The organism is Streptomyces sp. NPDC055254 (assembly GCF_053606025.1).
In genome coordinates, this window is record NZ_JBSGQV010000003.1 from 320,162 (window position 1) to 335,640 (window position 15,479).

The window sequence follows — 15,479 nt, forward strand, 5'->3', positions numbered from 1 at the left end:
AAGACGGAAAGTTTCAACTTGTGAGTGACACAACCCACGACGGCGCCCTCGCCACGAGCAGGCCGCCGTCCGAAGACGCGGGGCTGAGCCCCGCGGAGCTCGCCAGGAAGTACGGCCTCTCGGTGAGCGGCGCGCGGCCGGGCCTGGTCGAGTACGTGCGGCAGCTCTGGGGCCGGCGCCACTTCATCCTGGCGTTCTCCCGGGCCAAGCTGGTCGCGCAGTACAGCCAGGCCAAGCTCGGCCAGGTGTGGCAGGTGGCGACCCCACTGCTGAACGCGCTGGTCTACTACCTGGTCTTCGCGCTGATCCTGGAAGCGGACCGGGGCATGGAGAAGGGGGTCTACGTCCCCTTCCTCGTGATCGGCATCTTCGTCTTCACCTTCACCCAGAGCTCCCTCATGGCGGGCGTCCGGGCCATCCCCGGCAACCTCGGCCTGGTGCGCGCCCTGCACTTCCCGCGGGCCTCCCTGCCGATCTCCTTCTCGATGCAGCAGCTCCAGCAGTTGCTGTACTCGATGGTGGTCGTGGTCGTGGTCGTGCTCCTGTTCGGGAACTACCCGCAGCCGTCCTGGCTGCTGGTGATCCCGGTGCTGGTGCTGCAGTTCGTCTTCAACACCGGGCTCGCCCTGGTCTTCGCGCGGATGGGCTCCAAGACCCCGGACCTCGCGCAGCTGATGCCGTTCGTCACGCGCACCTGGATGTACGCCTCCGGCGTGATGTTCTCGATCAACGAGATGCTCAAGGACAAGCCCCAGTGGATCGCGGACGTGCTCCAGTGGAACCCGGCGGCGATCTACATGGACCTCATCCGGTTCGCCCTGATCGACGGCTACGGGGCGGAGAACCTGCCGCCGCACGTCTGGGCCTTCGCGGTCGGCTGGGCCGCCCTGATCGGTCTCGGCGGCTTCGTGTACTTCTGGAAGGCTGAGGAGCGTTACGGCCGTGGCTGAGAACAACAAGGGGCACATCCCCACCGTCATCGCCGACGACGTGCACATCGTCTACCGCGTCAACACCGGCAGCGCCGGCCGGGGCAGCGCCACCGCCGCGCTCAGCAAGATAGTGCGCCGACGCAAGGGCGACGCGCCCGGCGTGCGCCGCGTGCACGCCGTGCGCGGGGTCTCCTTCACCGCGTACCGCGGCGAGGCCATCGGCCTCATCGGTTCCAACGGCTCCGGCAAGTCGACCCTGCTGCGGGCCATCGCCGGCCTGCTGCCCTGCGAGGAGGGCAAGGTCTACACCGACGGCCAGCCCTCGCTGCTGGGCGTCAACGCCGCGCTGATGAACGACCTCACCGGCGAGCGCAACATCGTCCTCGGCGGTCTCGCGATGGGCATGAGCCGCGAGCAGATCAAGCAGCGCTACCAGGGGATCGTCGACTTCTCCGGCATCAACGACAAGGGCGACTTCATCTCCCTGCCGATGCGCACCTACTCCTCCGGCATGGCGGCGCGCCTGCGCTTCTCCATCGCGGCGGCCAAGGACCACGACGTGTTGATGATCGACGAGGCCCTGGCCACCGGTGACCGCAGTTTCCAGGTGCGTTCCGAGAACCGCATCCGCGAACTGCGGGAGAAGGCCGGCACGGTCTTCCTGGTGAGCCACAACAACAAGTCCATCCGCGACACCTGCGACCGGGTGCTGTGGTTGGAAAAGGGCGAACTCCTGATGGACGGGCCCACGGACGAAGTCGTCTCGGCGTACGAGAAGGCGACCAACGGCTGACCGGGCCCCCGCCCTTCCCCTCCGCGGCCGTATCCCCGCCCGTGCGCGGTGTGTTCGGCCGGGACACCGCAGGCCCCCACCGCTCCGCGCGGCGGGGGCCTCGGCGCGCCCGGGCGGGCGGCCGGCGACATTCGGTGGCGGAGCGAATACCCCAACGGCTTTCGCGGCGTTGTACAGCGTAAGCTGAGGACGTCCTGAATCGCGGCAAGAGGGGACGATTCCCCGCAGGTGAACGGCCTGGACGACCCCCGGTCAGCCCGGCGGCGTGTCCGAAATAGGATGTATTGGGTTGGCAGTGTAGAACGGGAGACGTGACGGCAATGGCTACGGGAATTCTCCGGCCCCCAGGCTTCGCGGCCGTCCCCGCCCCGGGCGGCGGGCGGTGACCCCCGGGCACGGCACCCGCCCCCCGTCGGACACGCTCCACACCCGCGCCACCCTCGACAAGGCCCGGACGGAGAACTTCCCCGTCGCCCCCGTCTTCCTTCCCCGCGCCTGGCGCGACGGCCTGATGGCGGTCTACGGGTACGCCCGCCTCGTCGACGACATCGGCGACGGCGACCTCGCCCCCGGCGGACGCGACGCGGTGCTCCTCGGCCTCGACCCGGCCGCCGCCGACGACCGGCTCGCGATGCTCGACGCCTTCGAGGCCGACCTGCACCGCGTGTTCAACGCCTCCGACGCGGTGGACGGCGCCCCGCGGCACCCCCTGCTCCGCGCCCTGCGCCCCGTCGTCCGCGCCCACGGGCTGACGCCCGAGCCGTTCCTCGGACTCATCGAGGCCAACCGCCAGGACCAGCGGGTCGCCCGCTACGAGACCTACGGGGACCTGCTCGACTACTGCGAGCTGTCCGCGAACCCGGTGGGCCGCCTCGTGCTCTCCCTCACCGGCACCAGCACCCCCGAGCGCGTCCGCCGCTCGGACGCCATCTGCACCGCCCTGCAGATCGCCGAACACCTCCAGGACGTCGCCGAGGACCTCGGCCGGGACAGGATCTACCTGCCCGCCGAGGACATGCGGCGCTTCCACGTGAGCGAGAGCGACCTCAAGGCCCCGACCGCCGGCGCGTCCGTACGCTCCCTCATCGCTTTCGAAACCGAACGCGCACGCGGACTCCTCACCGAGGGAGCCCCCCTCGTGGGCAGCGTGCACGGCAGACTCCGGCTGCTGCTCGCCGGCTTCGCGGGAGGAGGGCGCGCCGCCCTGCGAGCCGTCACCGACGCCGGCTTCGACGTACTTCCGGGCCCGCCCCAGCCCACCAAGAGCGGCCTGCTCCGCGAGGTGGCCGCCGTCCTGCGCACAGCGCCGAGAAAGGGGTGAGCCCCACCGTGGAGGGCCCCGCACACCCGACCGCACCGTCCGCGCCGTCCGCACCGGTCCTGGCCGCCTACAGCTACTGCGAGGCCGTCACCGGAACGCAGGCGCGCAACTTCGCCTACGGCATCCGGCTGCTGCCCGCAGACAAGCGGCAGGCGATGTCCGCGCTGTACGCCTTCTCCCGCCGCGTCGACGACATCGGCGACGGCACCCTGGAACCCGGCGCCAAGCTGACCCGGCTGGAGGAGACCCGCGCCCTGCTCGGACGGATCCGGGCCGGAAGGGTCGACGAGGACGACACCGACCCGGTCGCCGTCGCCCTCGCGCACGCCGCCCGCCGCTTCCCGATCCCGCTCGAAGGGCTCGACGAGCTCATCGACGGCGTCCTGATGGACGTGCGCGGCGAGACCTACGAGACCTGGGACGACCTCAAGGCCTACTGCCGCTGCGTGGCCGGGGCCATCGGCCGCCTCTCGCTCGGCGTGTTCGGCACCGTGCGGACCGGCGGCATCGCCCCGTCCGACGCCGCCCGCGCCGGGGAGTACGCCGACACCCTCGGCCTCGCCCTTCAACTCACCAACATCCTTCGGGACGTTCGCGAGGACGCCGCCAACGGCCGCACCTACCTGCCCGCCGAGGACCTCGCCAAGTTCGGCTGCGCCGAGGGCTTCCACAGCGATCGGGCCTCCGCCGGCGCCGACTTCGCCGGACTCGTCCACCACGAAGTGCGGCGCGCCCGGGCCCTGTTCGCCGAGGGCTACCGGCTCCTGCCCCTGCTCGACCGACGCAGTGGCGCCTGCGTCGCGGCCATGGCCGGCATCTACCGGCGCCTCCTCGACCGCATCGAGCGGGAGCCCGAGGCCGTGCTGCGCGGCCGCGTCTCGCTGCCGCCGCACGAGAAGGCGTACGTCGCCGTACGGGGCCTCTCCGGCCTCGACGCGCGTACCGTCTCCCGCCAGCGCACGCGCGGGAGGGCCTGATGGCCCCGACGCCGCCCGCCGCCCCTGTCCCCGACCGCGCCAACGACCTCCCGACGGGCGGCGGCCGTTCACCCGCCCCCGCTGCCGCGCCGGCCCGGCTGGCAACCCCGGCGCGGGCCACCGCGTCTACCCGGACGGGCTCCGCCGGCCGTCGGCCGGCCATCGCGGAGCGGACCGCGGCGGATCACCGCACCACGGGGGAGGACGCATGACCGACACCGACCAGCACGCCGTCGTCGTCGGCGGGGGACTCGCCGGGGTGACCACCGCCCTCGAACTCGCGGACGCCGGGCTCCGGGTCACCCTGCTCGAAGGCCGCCCCCGGCTCGGCGGCCTCGCCTTCTCCTTCAAGCGCGGCGAACTCACCGTCGACAACGGACAGCACGTCTACCTGCGCTGCTGCACCGCCTACCGGTGGTTCCTCGACCGGGTCGACGGAGCGGCCCTGGCTCCGCTCCAGGACCGGCTCGACGTACCCGTCCTCGACGTCGCCCACCCCGGCGGCCCCCGCCTGGGCCGGCTGCGCCGCAGCGCCCTTCCCGTACCCCTGCACCTGGCGGGGTCCCTCGCCCGGTACCCGCACCTCTCGCTCGCCGAACGCGCGAGCGTCGGCCGCGCCGCCCTCGCGCTGCGCCGCCTGGACCCCACCGACCCGGCCCTCGACGGCCTGGACTTCGCGACGTGGCTCGGCCGCTACGGCCAGTCGCCCCGCACGATCGAGGCCCTGTGGGACCTCGTCGGCATCGCTACGCTCAACGCGACCGCCGAGCAGTCGTCTCTCGGCCTGGCCGCCATGGTCTTCAAGACCGGCCTGCTCTCCGAGAACGGCGCCGCCGACATCGGCTGGGCCCGCGTACCCCTCGGAGACCTGCACGACACCCTGGCCCGCAAGGCGCTCGACGCGGCCGGCGTCCGCACCGCACTGCGCGCCCGGGTCACCAACCTTTCCCGTACGCCCGAGGGCGCGTGGCGCGTCGACACCGAGGACGAGAGCCTCGACGCGGCCGTCGTCGTCCTCGCCGTCCCCCAGCGCGAGGCCCACGCACTGCTCCCGGCCGGCGCGCTCGCCGACCCGGACACCCTCCTCGACATCGGCACCGCGCCCATCCTCAACGTCCATGTCGTCTACGACCGCAAGGTGCTCAAGCAGCCCTTCTTCGCGGCGCTCGGCTCACCGGTCCAGTGGGTCTTCGACCGGACCGAGTCCTCCGGCCTGCCCGACGGCGGCCAGTACCTCGCGCTGTCCCAGTCCGTCGCCCAGGACGACATCGACGAGCCGGTCTCGGTCCTGCGCACCAAGTACCTGCCCGAGCTGGAGCGGCTGCTGCCCGCCGCGCGCGGCGCCAAGGTACGGGACTTCTTCGTCACCCGGGAGCGGACCGCGACCTTCGCCCCCACTCCCGGCGTCGGCCGGCTGCGCCCCGGGGCGCGCACCGACACGCCGGGGCTCTACTTGGCCGGTGCGTGGACTGCCACCGGTTGGCCCGCGACGATGGAGAGCGCCGTCCGGAGCGGACTGGGCGCGGCGCACGCCGCGCTCACCGCACTCGGCCGCCACCGCGAACACCCTCTGCAGGAGGCGGCATGACGACCATCCTCAGCACGACCGGCACAGCACGTACAGGAACCAGAGGAGAGCCAGTGAACCCGGGGAATCCGGCCGTCGAGAACACGGATGCCAGTGTGGGCACTGCCGGACGGGATGTGGAGAAGGCGGACACGGTCGCCCTCCTGGAGCGCGGCCGCACGCTGTCGACCCCCGTGCTCCGTGCCGCCGTCGACCGGCTCGCGGCGCCCATGGACACCGTCGCCGCCTACCACTTCGGCTGGATCGACGCCCACGGCAACGCCGCGGACGGCGACGGCGGCAAGGCCGTGCGCCCCGCCCTCGCGCTGCTCTCGGCCGAGGCGGCGGGCGCCCCGGCCGAGGTCGGCATCCCCGGCGCGGTCGCGGTCGAGCTCGTGCACAACTTCTCCCTCCTGCACGACGACCTGATGGACGGCGACGAGCAGCGCCGCCACCGCGACACCGTGTGGAAGGTGCACGGCCCCGCCCAGGCCATCCTGGTCGGCGACGCCCTCTTCGCCCTCGCCAACGAGGTGCTGCTGGAACTGGGCACCGTCGAGGCCGGCCGCGCCGCGCGCCGCCTGACCACCGCCTCCCGCAAGCTCATCGACGGCCAGGCGCAGGACATCTCCTACGAGCACCGCGAGCGCGTCAGCGTCGAGGAGTGCCTGGAGATGGAGGGCAACAAGACCGGCGCGCTGCTCGCCTGCGCGGTGTCCATCGGTGCCGTGCTGGGCGGCGCGGACGACCGTACGGCCGACAAGCTGGAGGAGTACGGCTACCACCTGGGCCTCGCCTTCCAGGCCGTCGACGACCTGCTCGGCATCTGGGGCGACCCGGAGGCCACCGGCAAGCAGACCTGGAGCGACCTGCGCCAGCGCAAGAAGTCCCTGCCGGTCGTCGCCGCGCTCGCCGCGGGCGGCCCGGCCTCGGCCGAACTGGCCGAGCTGCTCGCGGCGGACGCCAAGAGCAGCGATTTCGAGAACTTCTCGGAGGAGGAGTTCGCGGCCCGCGCGGAGCTGATCGAGGCGGCCGGCGGCCGCCAGTGGACGGCCGACGAGGCGCGCCGCCAGCACACGGTCGCGATCCGGGCGCTGGACGACGTCGACATGCCCCCGCGGGTGCGCGAACAGCTCGTGGCCCTCGCCGACTTCGTCGTCGTGCGCAAGCGGTGACCGCCACCCGGTCGAGGATATGACGCGCGAGTCGCCGGCCGGAGCCGCCTGACAGGCTGCACCGGCCGACGGCAGACCCCAGTTCAGCAGAGGACACTGTGCGAAGGGGAAGCCATGACAGCGACGACCGACGGCAGCGCGGACAGCGCTGGCGCTGGCAGCACATCCGCCCCGGCACCCGGCCGGCCCGGGGCCGTCCCGGCGGCAGTCGGGGGGCGGATCGCCGCGCCGCCCCACCCCGGCCGGACGGCAGGCCCGCGGGCCGGGCTCCGGCCGGCGGGAGGTCCCGGCACGGGACGCGCGGCCGCGGACCTGCCCGAGCCGCCGGACGGCAGTCCGCGGGACGTCTACGAGGCCACCGCCCGCGCCACCCGGCACCTGCTGGAGCGGCAGGACCCCGAGGGCTGGTGGAAGGGCGACCTGGAGACCAACGTCACCATGGATGCCGAGGACCTGCTGCTGCGCCAGTTCCTCGGCATCCGGGACGAGGACGTCACCCGGGCCGCCGCCCTCTTCGTCCGGGGCGAGCAGCGGGAGGACGGCACCTGGGCCACCTTCCACGGAGGGCCGCCCGACCTCTCGGCCACCGTCGAGGCGTACGTCGCCCTGCGGCTGGCCGGGGACGCCCCCGACGCGCCCCACATGACCCGGGCCTCGGCCTGGATCCGGGCCCACGGCGGGCTCGCCGCCGCCCGCGTCTTCACCCGGATCTGGCTGGCGCTCTTCGGCTGGTGGAGCTGGGACCACCTGCCCGAACTCCCGCCCGAACTGGTCTTCCTGCCGTCCTGGGCGCCGCTGAACATCTACGACTTCGGCTGCTGGGCCCGCCAGACCATCGTCCCGCTCACCGTGGTCTCCGCGATGCGGCCCGTCCGCCCCGCCCCCTTCACCCTGGACGAGCTGCACGCCGACGCGCGGAACCCGTACCCGGCCACCCGCCCTGCCCCGCTGGCCAGTTGGGAAGGCGTCTTCCAGCGGATGGACCGGGCGCTGCACGTCTACCGACGGTTCGCCCCGCGCCGGCTGCGCGAGGCGGCCATGGCCGGCGCGGGCCGCTGGATCGTGGAGCGCCAGGAGATCGACGGCTGCTGGGGCGGGATCCAGCCGCCCGCCGTGTACTCCGTCATCGCCCTCCACCTGCTCGGCTACGACCTCCGGCACCCGGTGATGCGGGCCGGACTGGAGTCCCTGGACCGCTTCGCGGTGTGGCGCGAGGACGGCGCCCGGATGATCGAGGCCTGCCAGTCCCCGGTCTGGGACACCTGCCTGGCCGCCATCGCGCTGGCCGACGCGGGACTGCGGCCGGACCACCCGGCCCTGGTCAAGGCCGCCGACTGGATGCTGGGGGAGGAGGTCGTCCGCAGCGGAGACTGGGCGGTGCGCAGGCCCGGACTCGCCCCGGGCGGTTGGGCGTTCGAGTTCCACAACGACACCTACCCCGACATCGACGACACCGCCGAGGTGGTCCTGGCGCTGCGCCGGATCAAGCACCCCGACCCGGAGCGGGTGGAGGCGGCCATCGCCCGCGGGGTGTCCTGGACCCTGGGCATGCAGTCGAAGAACGGCGCCTGGGGCGCCTTCGACGCGGACAACACCAGCCCGCTTCCCAACCGGTTGCCCTTCTGCGACTTCGGCGAGGTCATCGATCCGCCCTCGGCCGACGTCACCGCCCACGTCGTGGAGATGCTCGCCTTCGAGGGCCGGGCGGGCGACGCACGGACCCGGCGCGGCGTCACCTGGCTCCTGGCCGAACAGGAGCCGGACGGGGGCTGGTTCGGGCGCTGGGGCACGAACTACGTCTACGGCACCGGGTCCGTGGTGCCGGCCCTGGTCGCCGCCGGCATCGCCCCCTCGCACCCCGCGATCCGGCGGGCCGTGCGCTGGCTGGAGTCCGTACAGAACGAGGACGGCGGGTGGGGCGAGGACCAGCGCTCCTACCAGGACCGGTCCTGGGCGGGGAAGGGCGCCTCCACCGCCTCGCAGACCGCGTGGGCACTGATGGCCCTGCTCTCCGCCGGCGAGCGCGACGGCCGGGCCGTCGAACGGGGCATCGCCCACCTGGTGCGGACGCAGGCCGAGGACGGGTCCTGGGACGAGCCGTACTTCACGGGCACCGGATTCCCCTGGGACTTCTCCATCAACTACCACCTGTACCGGCAGGTGTTCCCGCTCACCGCCCTCGGCCGCTACCTGTACGGGGAGCCGTTCGCGCCCGCCAGAACCCACGCCCCACCGCCCGGGAACGCGTGATGGGCGCGCGCGGGGACGGGCCGGCCGTCCCCGGCCCGCTGGTGGTCGCCTGCGCCCTGCGCCTCGAACGGGCGGCCCTGCGCGGGGCGGGCCGCGGCGCCCCCGAGGAGTACGCCGTACTGCGCACCGGGATGGGGCCGCGCGCGGCCGAACGGGCCGTCACCCGGACGTTGGAGCGGCCGGGGATGAGCGGGGCCGCCGTCCTCGCGACCGGCTTCTGCGCCGGGCTGGTCCCCGGCATGCACCCCGGGGACCTGGTCGTCGCGCTGGAGGCCCGGGACCCCCGCGGGACGGTCGCCTGCACCGGCACCGCCCTGCTCGCCGAGGCCCTGACCCGGGCCGTTCCGGGCCGCACGGTGCACCTCGGCACCCTGACCGGATCCGACCACGTCGTCCGCGGCCAGGAACGCGCGCAGCTGCGCGCCACCGGCGCCGTCGCGGTCGACATGGAGTCCGCGGCCACCCTGTGGACCGCCGCCCGTACGGGCGACCGCCCGCTTGCGGCCGTCCGGGTGATCGTGGACGCTCCGGAGCACGAGCTCGTCCGTATCGGCACCGTCCGCGGTGGAATATCGGCCTTCCGTGTATTGCGTGCCGTACTCCCCGCGTTCTACGAATGGCACCGTTCTTCGCTGCTCCCCCGGAGGTGAGCCAGATGGCCATGCCACTGCGACAGTCCATCAGGGTCGGGACCTATCTTCTCGAACAGAAGCTCCGCAAGCGTGAGAAGTTCCCGCTGATCGTCGAGCTGGAACCGCTGTACGCCTGCAACCTGGCCTGCGAGGGGTGCGGGAAGATCCAGCACCCGGCGGGGGTGCTCAAGCAGCGCATGCCCGTCGCCCAGGCGGTCGGCGCCGTGCTGGAGTCGGGCGCTCCGATGGTGTCCATCGCCGGCGGGGAGCCCCTGATGCACCCGCAGATCCACGAGATCGTCAGACAACTGGTGGCGAAGCGGAAATACGTGTTCCTCTGCACCAACGCGATGCTGCTGCGCAAGAAGATCGAGAAGTTCACCCCGTCCCCCTACTTCGCCTTCGCCGTCCACATCGACGGGCTGCGCGAGCGCCACGACGAGTCCGTGGCCAAGGAGGGCGTCTTCGACGAGGCGGTCGCGGCCATCAAGGAGGCGAAGAGGCGCGGATTCCGGGTGACGACGAACTCCACCTTCTTCAACACCGACACACCCCAGACGATCATCGAGGTGCTCGACTACCTCAATGACGACCTCCAGGTGGACGAGATGATGATCTCGCCCGCCTACGCCTACGAGAAGGCTCCCGACCAGGAGCACTTCCTGGGAGTCGAACAGACCCGCGCACTCTTCAAGAAGGCCTTCGCCGGCGGCAACCGGCGGCGCTGGCGGCTCAACCACTCTCCCCTCTTCCTGGACTTCCTGGAAGGGAAGGCCGATTTCCCCTGCACGGCCTGGGCGATCCCGAATTACTCCCTCTTCGGCTGGCAGCGCCCCTGCTATCTGATGAGCGACGGCTACGTCCCGACGTACCGGGAACTCATCCACGACACCGACTGGAGCAAGTACGGCCGCGGCAAGGACCCGCGCTGCGCGAACTGCATGGCGCACTGCGGCTACGAGCCCACCGCCGTCCTCGCCACCATGGGCTCCCTCAAGGAGTCCCTCCGGGCGGCCCGCGAGACGATCGGCGGCAACCGGAGCGCTCGGGCATGACGCCGCCACCGGGAGGGAAGACGGAGGGAGGCCGGGGCGGGGGCTTCGACCTCGGCGCCCTGCTGGCCGCGCGCGGCGGGGAGCGGTACGAGCTGCACGCCCGCCACCTCAACCACCAGCTGCCCCGGATGCTGCGCACCATCGGCTTCGACAAGGTCTACGAACGGGCCGAGGGCGCGCACTTCTGGGACGACGAGGGCAACGACTACCTCGACATGCTGGCCGGCTTCGGAGTGATGGGCCTGGGCCGCCACCACCCGGTGGTCCGCCGGGCCCTGCACGAGGTCCTGGACGCCCAGCTCGCCGACCTCACCCGCTTCGACTGCCAGCCGCTGCCCGGGCTGCTGGCGGAGAAGCTGCTGTCGTACAGCCCCCACCTGGACCGGGTCTTCTTCGGCAACAGCGGCACCGAGGCCGTGGAGACGGCCCTGAAGTTCGCCCGGTACGCCACCGGCCGGCCCAGGGTGCTCTACTGCGACCACGCCTTCCACGGGCTCACCGCCGGCTCGCTCTCGGTGAACGGGGAGAGCGGCTTCCGGGACGGCTTCGCACCGCTGCTCCCCGACACGGCGATCGCCCTCGGGGACCTGGCCGCCCTGGAGCGGGAGCTCGCGCGCGGGGACGTGGCCGCCCTCGTGGTGGAGCCGATCCAGGGCAAGGGCGTCCTCGCGGCGCCGCCCGGATTCCTGCGCGCGGCCCAGGAACTCCTGCACCGGCACAAGGCGCTGCTGATCGCGGACGAGGTGCAGACCGGCCTGGGACGCACCGGTGACTTCTACGCGTACCAGAACGAACCGGGCGTGGAGCCGGACCTGGTCTGCGTCGCCAAGGCACTGTCCGGCGGCTACGTGCCGGTCGGCGCGACCCTGGGCAAGGACTGGATCTTCAAGAAGGTGTACTCGTCCATGGACCGGGTGCTGGTGCACTCCGCGAGCTTCGGGTCCAACGCGCAGGCGATGGCGGCCGGGCTCGCGGTCCTGTCCGTGATGGAGGACGAGGAGGTCGTGGCCAACGCCCGGGCGATGGGCGACCTGCTGCGCGGGCGGCTCGCGGCGATGGTCGACGAGTACGAGCTGCTGCACGAGGTGCGCGGGCGCGGGCTGATGATCGGCATCGAGTTCGGCCGGCCGTCCTCCCTGGGGCTGCGCAGCCGCTGGACCGTGCTCCAGGCGGCCCGCACGGGGCTCTTCGCGCAGATGGTCGTGGTGCCCCTGCTGCAGAAGCACCGGATCCTCACGCAGGTCTCCGGGGACCACCTGGAAGTGATCAAACTGATTCCGCCGCTGATCGTCGACGACCAGGACGTCGACCGGTTCGTCGGGGCCTTCCGGGCGGTCATGGACGAGGCGCACGCCGGCTCGGGGCTGATGTGGGACTTCGGCCGGACGCTGGTGAAGCAGGCGGTGGGCAACCGCTGACGTCCGGCCGGGCCCGGGACCGCGGGCCCCTACGCCAGCAGTCGCTCGCGGAGCCGCGCGAGGGTCTCGGGCGTCAGCCCGAGACCCTCCGCCAGATAGCGCTCGACTGAGCCCCACTGCTCGTCGATGGTCTCGAAAGCGGCGTTCAGGTACTCGGCGCGAGCGTCGAAGAGCGGGGCGAGCAGCTCCATCACCTCGGGGGAGCGGTCCTCGGGGGCGCCGCCGCCCCGGCGTATCCGGTAGCGGCGGTGCGGGGCGTTCGACTCCAGGTAGTCCGCGACGATCGCGTCGCGTTCGACGCCCAGCGCGAGGAGGGTGACGGCGATGGACAGCCCAGCCCGGTCCTTGCCCGCCGCGCAGTGCATCAGGGCCGGGACGCTGTCCTCCGCGAGCGCGTGCACCACCCGGCTGTGCTCGGCGGTGCGGTGCCTGATCATCTGGCGGTAGGAGTTCGCCATCCGGGCCGCGGCCTTTCCGTCGCCGAGGACGGAGCGGAGCTGTTCGAGGTCGCCCTCGCGGACCATCTTCCAGAACTCCCGGCCGTCCGCGGGGTCCGAGAGCGGGATGTTGACGTTCCGTACGCCGGGCAGCTCGATGTCGGCGCCCTCCAGGGAGTGGTCGGCGTTGTTGCGGAAGTCGAAGACGGTGTGGAGGCCGAGCGAGGCGAGGAATTCTGCATCGGTATCGGTGGCATGTGCCAGATGTCCGCTTCGAAACAGTCGTCCCGGCCTGACCCTTCGCCCGTCCACGGTCGGCAACCCGCCCACATCGCGGAAATTGCGCACACCGGACAACTCCGGCTCGGGCTGCGGCTGTGCGGGCGGCGCCAGGGGTATCTGCTGGGTCACGGGAACTCCTCCACTGCGTCGTGGCGTGTCCGAATTGGGCTACTTGGCACTAACTTGCCGTAGACGGAGGCCAGATCGCGCGCCTCCCCGTGAGCCAGATCATACGGTGACCGTGCGTGCCTGATCGCGGAAGGCGAATGGCCCAGCCAGGGCGGTTGTTGGCGGGGTGGAATGGACAGAGGGTGACCGGAATTCCGTCGATCCCTCACCCCTGTGAATCCGTCCGGGAATTCATGGCTTGTTACCTGCGGTCGGACTCGATTACCTTCGCGATCGATCCGGGTGGACCGCCTAATCCTGCCGCCTCCCGGAAACCGCACCCGACTATTCATCGCGCGCGGCAGGAGCGGGGGACCCAGGTAAGCCGCTGTTCCGGATCTCCGTATCCGGACAGCTCGGGGTGAAGCCGTACATGTCTCGCACATGGACGGCCGGACATCTCCAGTCCGAACCCGACAGCTCACCTCGTAGGCGACGGAGAGGAATTCGCCATGCCTGCAAAGGGTAAGCACCGCCGTCCCAAGTCCCTCTCGATATCGCGCGGTTTCGCCGCCGCCGGTACCGGTGGCGCAGCCCTCGCGCTGCCGCTGATGGGTGCCGCCGGCGCCCAGGCGGCCGGCGCGCCGGCCGCGGTCCCCGCGGTGGCCCCCGCCGCGGCGCCGCAGCTCCAGACCCAGGCGCCGGTGTCGCTTCAGGCGGCGCCCGCGACGGCGCAGGCCGCCCCGGCCGTGTACACGGTCGTGCCGGGCGACTACCTCTCCAAGATCGCGGCCGAGCGGCAGCTGTCCGGCGGCTGGGAGCGGCTGTACGCCGACAACCGCGAGGCCGTCGGCTCCGACCCGTCGCTGATCCATCCCGGCCTCAAGCTCACGCTCGGCGCTGCGGGCAAGGCCGCCCCGACGCAGGCCGCCCCGGCCCCGGCGCCCGCCGAGAAGTCCTCCCAGAAGGCCCCGGCGGCCGGCAAGGGTTCCGCGACCGAGCAGGACGAGCCCGCCGCGGCTCCCGTCCGCAAGCCGCAGTCGCAGCCGAAGCAGCAGTCGCAGGGCGCCGGCACCTCCACCGGTTCCGCGGCGGGCTCGAACACCGTCGCCGCGGGCGGCTTCGTGGCTCCCGTCAGCGGCGGGGTCTCCACCCAGTACCGGGTCGCGGGTGCCATGTGGTCCTCCGGCTACCACACCGGGCTCGACTTCATGGCGAGCTCCGGCACCACCGTCAAGGCCGTCGGCGCGGGCACCGTGGTCTCCGCCGGCTGGAGCGGTTCGTACGGCAACGAGGTCGTCATCCGGCACGAGGACGGCAAGTACTCCCAGTACGCCCACCTGTCCTCGCTGTCCGTCTCGTCCGGCCAGAGCGTCACCGCCGGCCAGCGCATCGGCCTCTCCGGCTCCACGGGCAACTCGACCGGTCCGCACCTGCACTTCGAGATCCGCACGGGCCCGTCCTACGGCTCGGACATCAACCCGCTGAGCTACCTCCGCTCGAAGGGTGTGACCATCTGACGGCACCCGCCGTCCGGCACCGACACGCGTGAGGCCGGGACCCGAGGGGGGTCCCGGCCTCACGCGCACGTATTCCTCGTCCCCGGGTGGTACAGATCACGGTCCGTCAACCCCTCAATACGTTGGCGTAGGTCGTGCGCGAGAGTGAAGGATGGGCTCTCGTGGCAGCGACGACGACGACACTCAAGACCATCGGCTCGTACGCGGCGATCGGGGACAGCTTCACCGAGGGTGTGGGGGACCCGGGACCGGGGGGCACCTATCTCGGCTGGGCGGACCGGTTCGCCGTCCTTCTGGCCGATCAGCGCGACGAGAACGACTTCCGCTACGCGAACCTGGCCGTCCGGGGGCGGCTCCTCGACCAGATCGTGGCCGAGCAGGTACCGAGGGCGAAGAGGCTCGGCCCGGACCTGGTGACCTTCTGCGCGGGCGGCAACGACATCATCCGGCCGGGCAGCGACCCGGACGACGTGGCCGAGCGGTTCGAGGCGGCCGTGGCCGACCTGGCCGGCTCGGTCGGCCAGGTCATGATCACGACAGGCTTCGACACCCGGGGCGTGCCGGTCCTGCGGCACATCCGGGGCAAGGTGGCGACGTACAGCGCGCACGTCCGCGCCATCGCCGACCGGTACGACTGCCCGGTGCTCGACCTCTGGTCGCTGAAGTCCGTCCAGGACCGGCGGGCCTGGGACGGCGACCGGCTGCACCTGTCGCCCGACGGGCACACCCGGGTCGCCCTGCGCGCCGCGCAGGTGCTCGGCCTGGAGGTGCCGGCCGACCCCGACCAGCCGTGGCCGCCGGAGCGCCCGCGCGGATCGGTGGACGTGACCCGGGACAACATCCAGTGGGCCCGCGAGCACCTGGCGCCGTGGATCGGCCGTCGGCTGCGCGGGGAGTCCTCCGGGGACCACATCGCGGCGAAGCGTCCGGACCTGCTTCCGCTGTAGGCGGCGGGCGGCGGGCGGCGGGCGGCGGGCGGCGGGCGGCGGGCGGGCGGCGCGGGCCCGAGCGG

At 72.4% G+C, this 15,479-nt stretch carries 13 protein-coding genes and 1 riboswitch; of the genes, 12 read left to right on the plus strand and 1 reads right to left on the minus strand.

The window, feature by feature from the left end:
* Positions 1 to 20 precede the first annotated feature (20 nt).
* The 10 genes from ACWFQ8_RS05450 to ACWFQ8_RS05495 all read left to right on the plus strand — a co-directional run bounded on the left by ACWFQ8_RS05450 (position 21) and on the right by ACWFQ8_RS05495 (position 12,120).
* Complete coding sequence (locus ACWFQ8_RS05450; protein WP_453784856.1) at positions 21 to 950, plus strand: ABC transporter permease; 930 nt, start codon at positions 21 to 23, stop codon at positions 948 to 950.
* The gene (locus ACWFQ8_RS05455; RefSeq protein WP_453784857.1) at positions 943 to 1,725 is read left to right on the plus strand and encodes an ABC transporter ATP-binding protein; all 783 of its coding nucleotides are present in this window, start codon (positions 943 to 945) and stop codon (positions 1,723 to 1,725) included. The genes ACWFQ8_RS05450 and ACWFQ8_RS05455 overlap by 8 nt, the downstream gene beginning before the upstream one ends.
* A gap of 382 nt (positions 1,726 to 2,107) precedes the next feature.
* Entirely contained in the window at positions 2,108 to 3,046 is a 939-nt protein-coding gene (gene hpnC / locus ACWFQ8_RS05460; protein ID WP_453784858.1) for a squalene synthase HpnC, read from the plus strand.
* Positions 3,043 to 4,023, plus strand: coding sequence for a presqualene diphosphate synthase HpnD (gene hpnD, locus ACWFQ8_RS05465; RefSeq protein WP_453784859.1), 981 nt, complete (start codon positions 3,043 to 3,045; stop codon positions 4,021 to 4,023). Before hpnC ends, hpnD begins: the two co-directional genes overlap by 4 nt.
* Before the next feature lie 208 nt (positions 4,024 to 4,231).
* Positions 4,232 to 5,611: a hydroxysqualene dehydroxylase HpnE gene (gene hpnE, locus ACWFQ8_RS05470; RefSeq protein WP_453784860.1), complete on the plus strand. Its 1,380-nt coding sequence runs from the start codon at positions 4,232 to 4,234 to the stop codon at positions 5,609 to 5,611.
* Positions 5,612 to 5,664: 53 nt separating this feature from the next.
* Complete coding sequence (locus tag ACWFQ8_RS05475; protein WP_453784861.1) at positions 5,665 to 6,765, plus strand: polyprenyl synthetase family protein; 1,101 nt, start codon at positions 5,665 to 5,667, stop codon at positions 6,763 to 6,765.
* A 114-nt stretch (positions 6,766 to 6,879) separates the two neighbouring features.
* Positions 6,880 to 9,015 carry a squalene--hopene cyclase gene (gene shc / locus ACWFQ8_RS05480; protein ID WP_453784862.1) on the plus strand — a complete coding sequence of 712 codons (2,136 nt, stop codon included), beginning with the start codon at positions 6,880 to 6,882 and terminating at the stop codon, positions 9,013 to 9,015.
* On the plus strand, positions 9,015 to 9,665 hold the full coding sequence (locus tag ACWFQ8_RS05485) for a phosphorylase family protein (protein WP_453784863.1): 651 nt from the start codon (positions 9,015 to 9,017) through the stop codon (positions 9,663 to 9,665). The genes shc and ACWFQ8_RS05485 overlap by 1 nt, the downstream gene beginning before the upstream one ends.
* Before the next feature lie 5 nt (positions 9,666 to 9,670).
* Positions 9,671 to 10,702 (plus strand): adenosyl-hopene transferase HpnH, encoded by a 1,032-nt coding sequence (hpnH, locus tag ACWFQ8_RS05490; RefSeq protein WP_453784864.1) that lies wholly within the window; start codon positions 9,671 to 9,673, stop codon positions 10,700 to 10,702.
* Complete coding sequence (locus tag ACWFQ8_RS05495; protein ID WP_453784865.1) at positions 10,699 to 12,120, plus strand: aspartate aminotransferase family protein; 1,422 nt, start codon at positions 10,699 to 10,701, stop codon at positions 12,118 to 12,120. The genes hpnH and ACWFQ8_RS05495 overlap by 4 nt, the downstream gene beginning before the upstream one ends.
* 29 nt (positions 12,121 to 12,149) lie before the next feature.
* Here ACWFQ8_RS05495 and ACWFQ8_RS05500 read toward each other — a convergent pair whose 3' ends face one another.
* Positions 12,150 to 12,968, minus strand: coding sequence for a tyrosine-protein phosphatase (locus tag ACWFQ8_RS05500; RefSeq protein ID WP_453784866.1), 819 nt, complete (start codon positions 12,966 to 12,968; stop codon positions 12,150 to 12,152).
* A gap of 311 nt (positions 12,969 to 13,279) precedes the next feature.
* Positions 13,280 to 13,457: riboswitch (cyclic di-AMP (ydaO/yuaA leader) on the plus strand.
* A 2-nt stretch (positions 13,458 to 13,459) separates the two neighbouring features.
* Between ACWFQ8_RS05500 and ACWFQ8_RS05505 the strand changes: the two genes are divergently transcribed.
* Together ACWFQ8_RS05505 and ACWFQ8_RS05510 are read left to right on the plus strand one after the other, a co-directional pair.
* Positions 13,460 to 14,467 carry a LysM peptidoglycan-binding domain-containing M23 family metallopeptidase gene (locus ACWFQ8_RS05505; protein ID WP_453784867.1) on the plus strand — a complete coding sequence of 336 codons (1,008 nt, stop codon included), beginning with the start codon at positions 13,460 to 13,462 and terminating at the stop codon, positions 14,465 to 14,467.
* 161 nt (positions 14,468 to 14,628) lie between these two features.
* Positions 14,629 to 15,414: an SGNH/GDSL hydrolase family protein gene (locus ACWFQ8_RS05510; protein WP_453784868.1), complete on the plus strand. Its 786-nt coding sequence runs from the start codon at positions 14,629 to 14,631 to the stop codon at positions 15,412 to 15,414.
* Positions 15,415 to 15,479 lie beyond the last annotated feature (65 nt).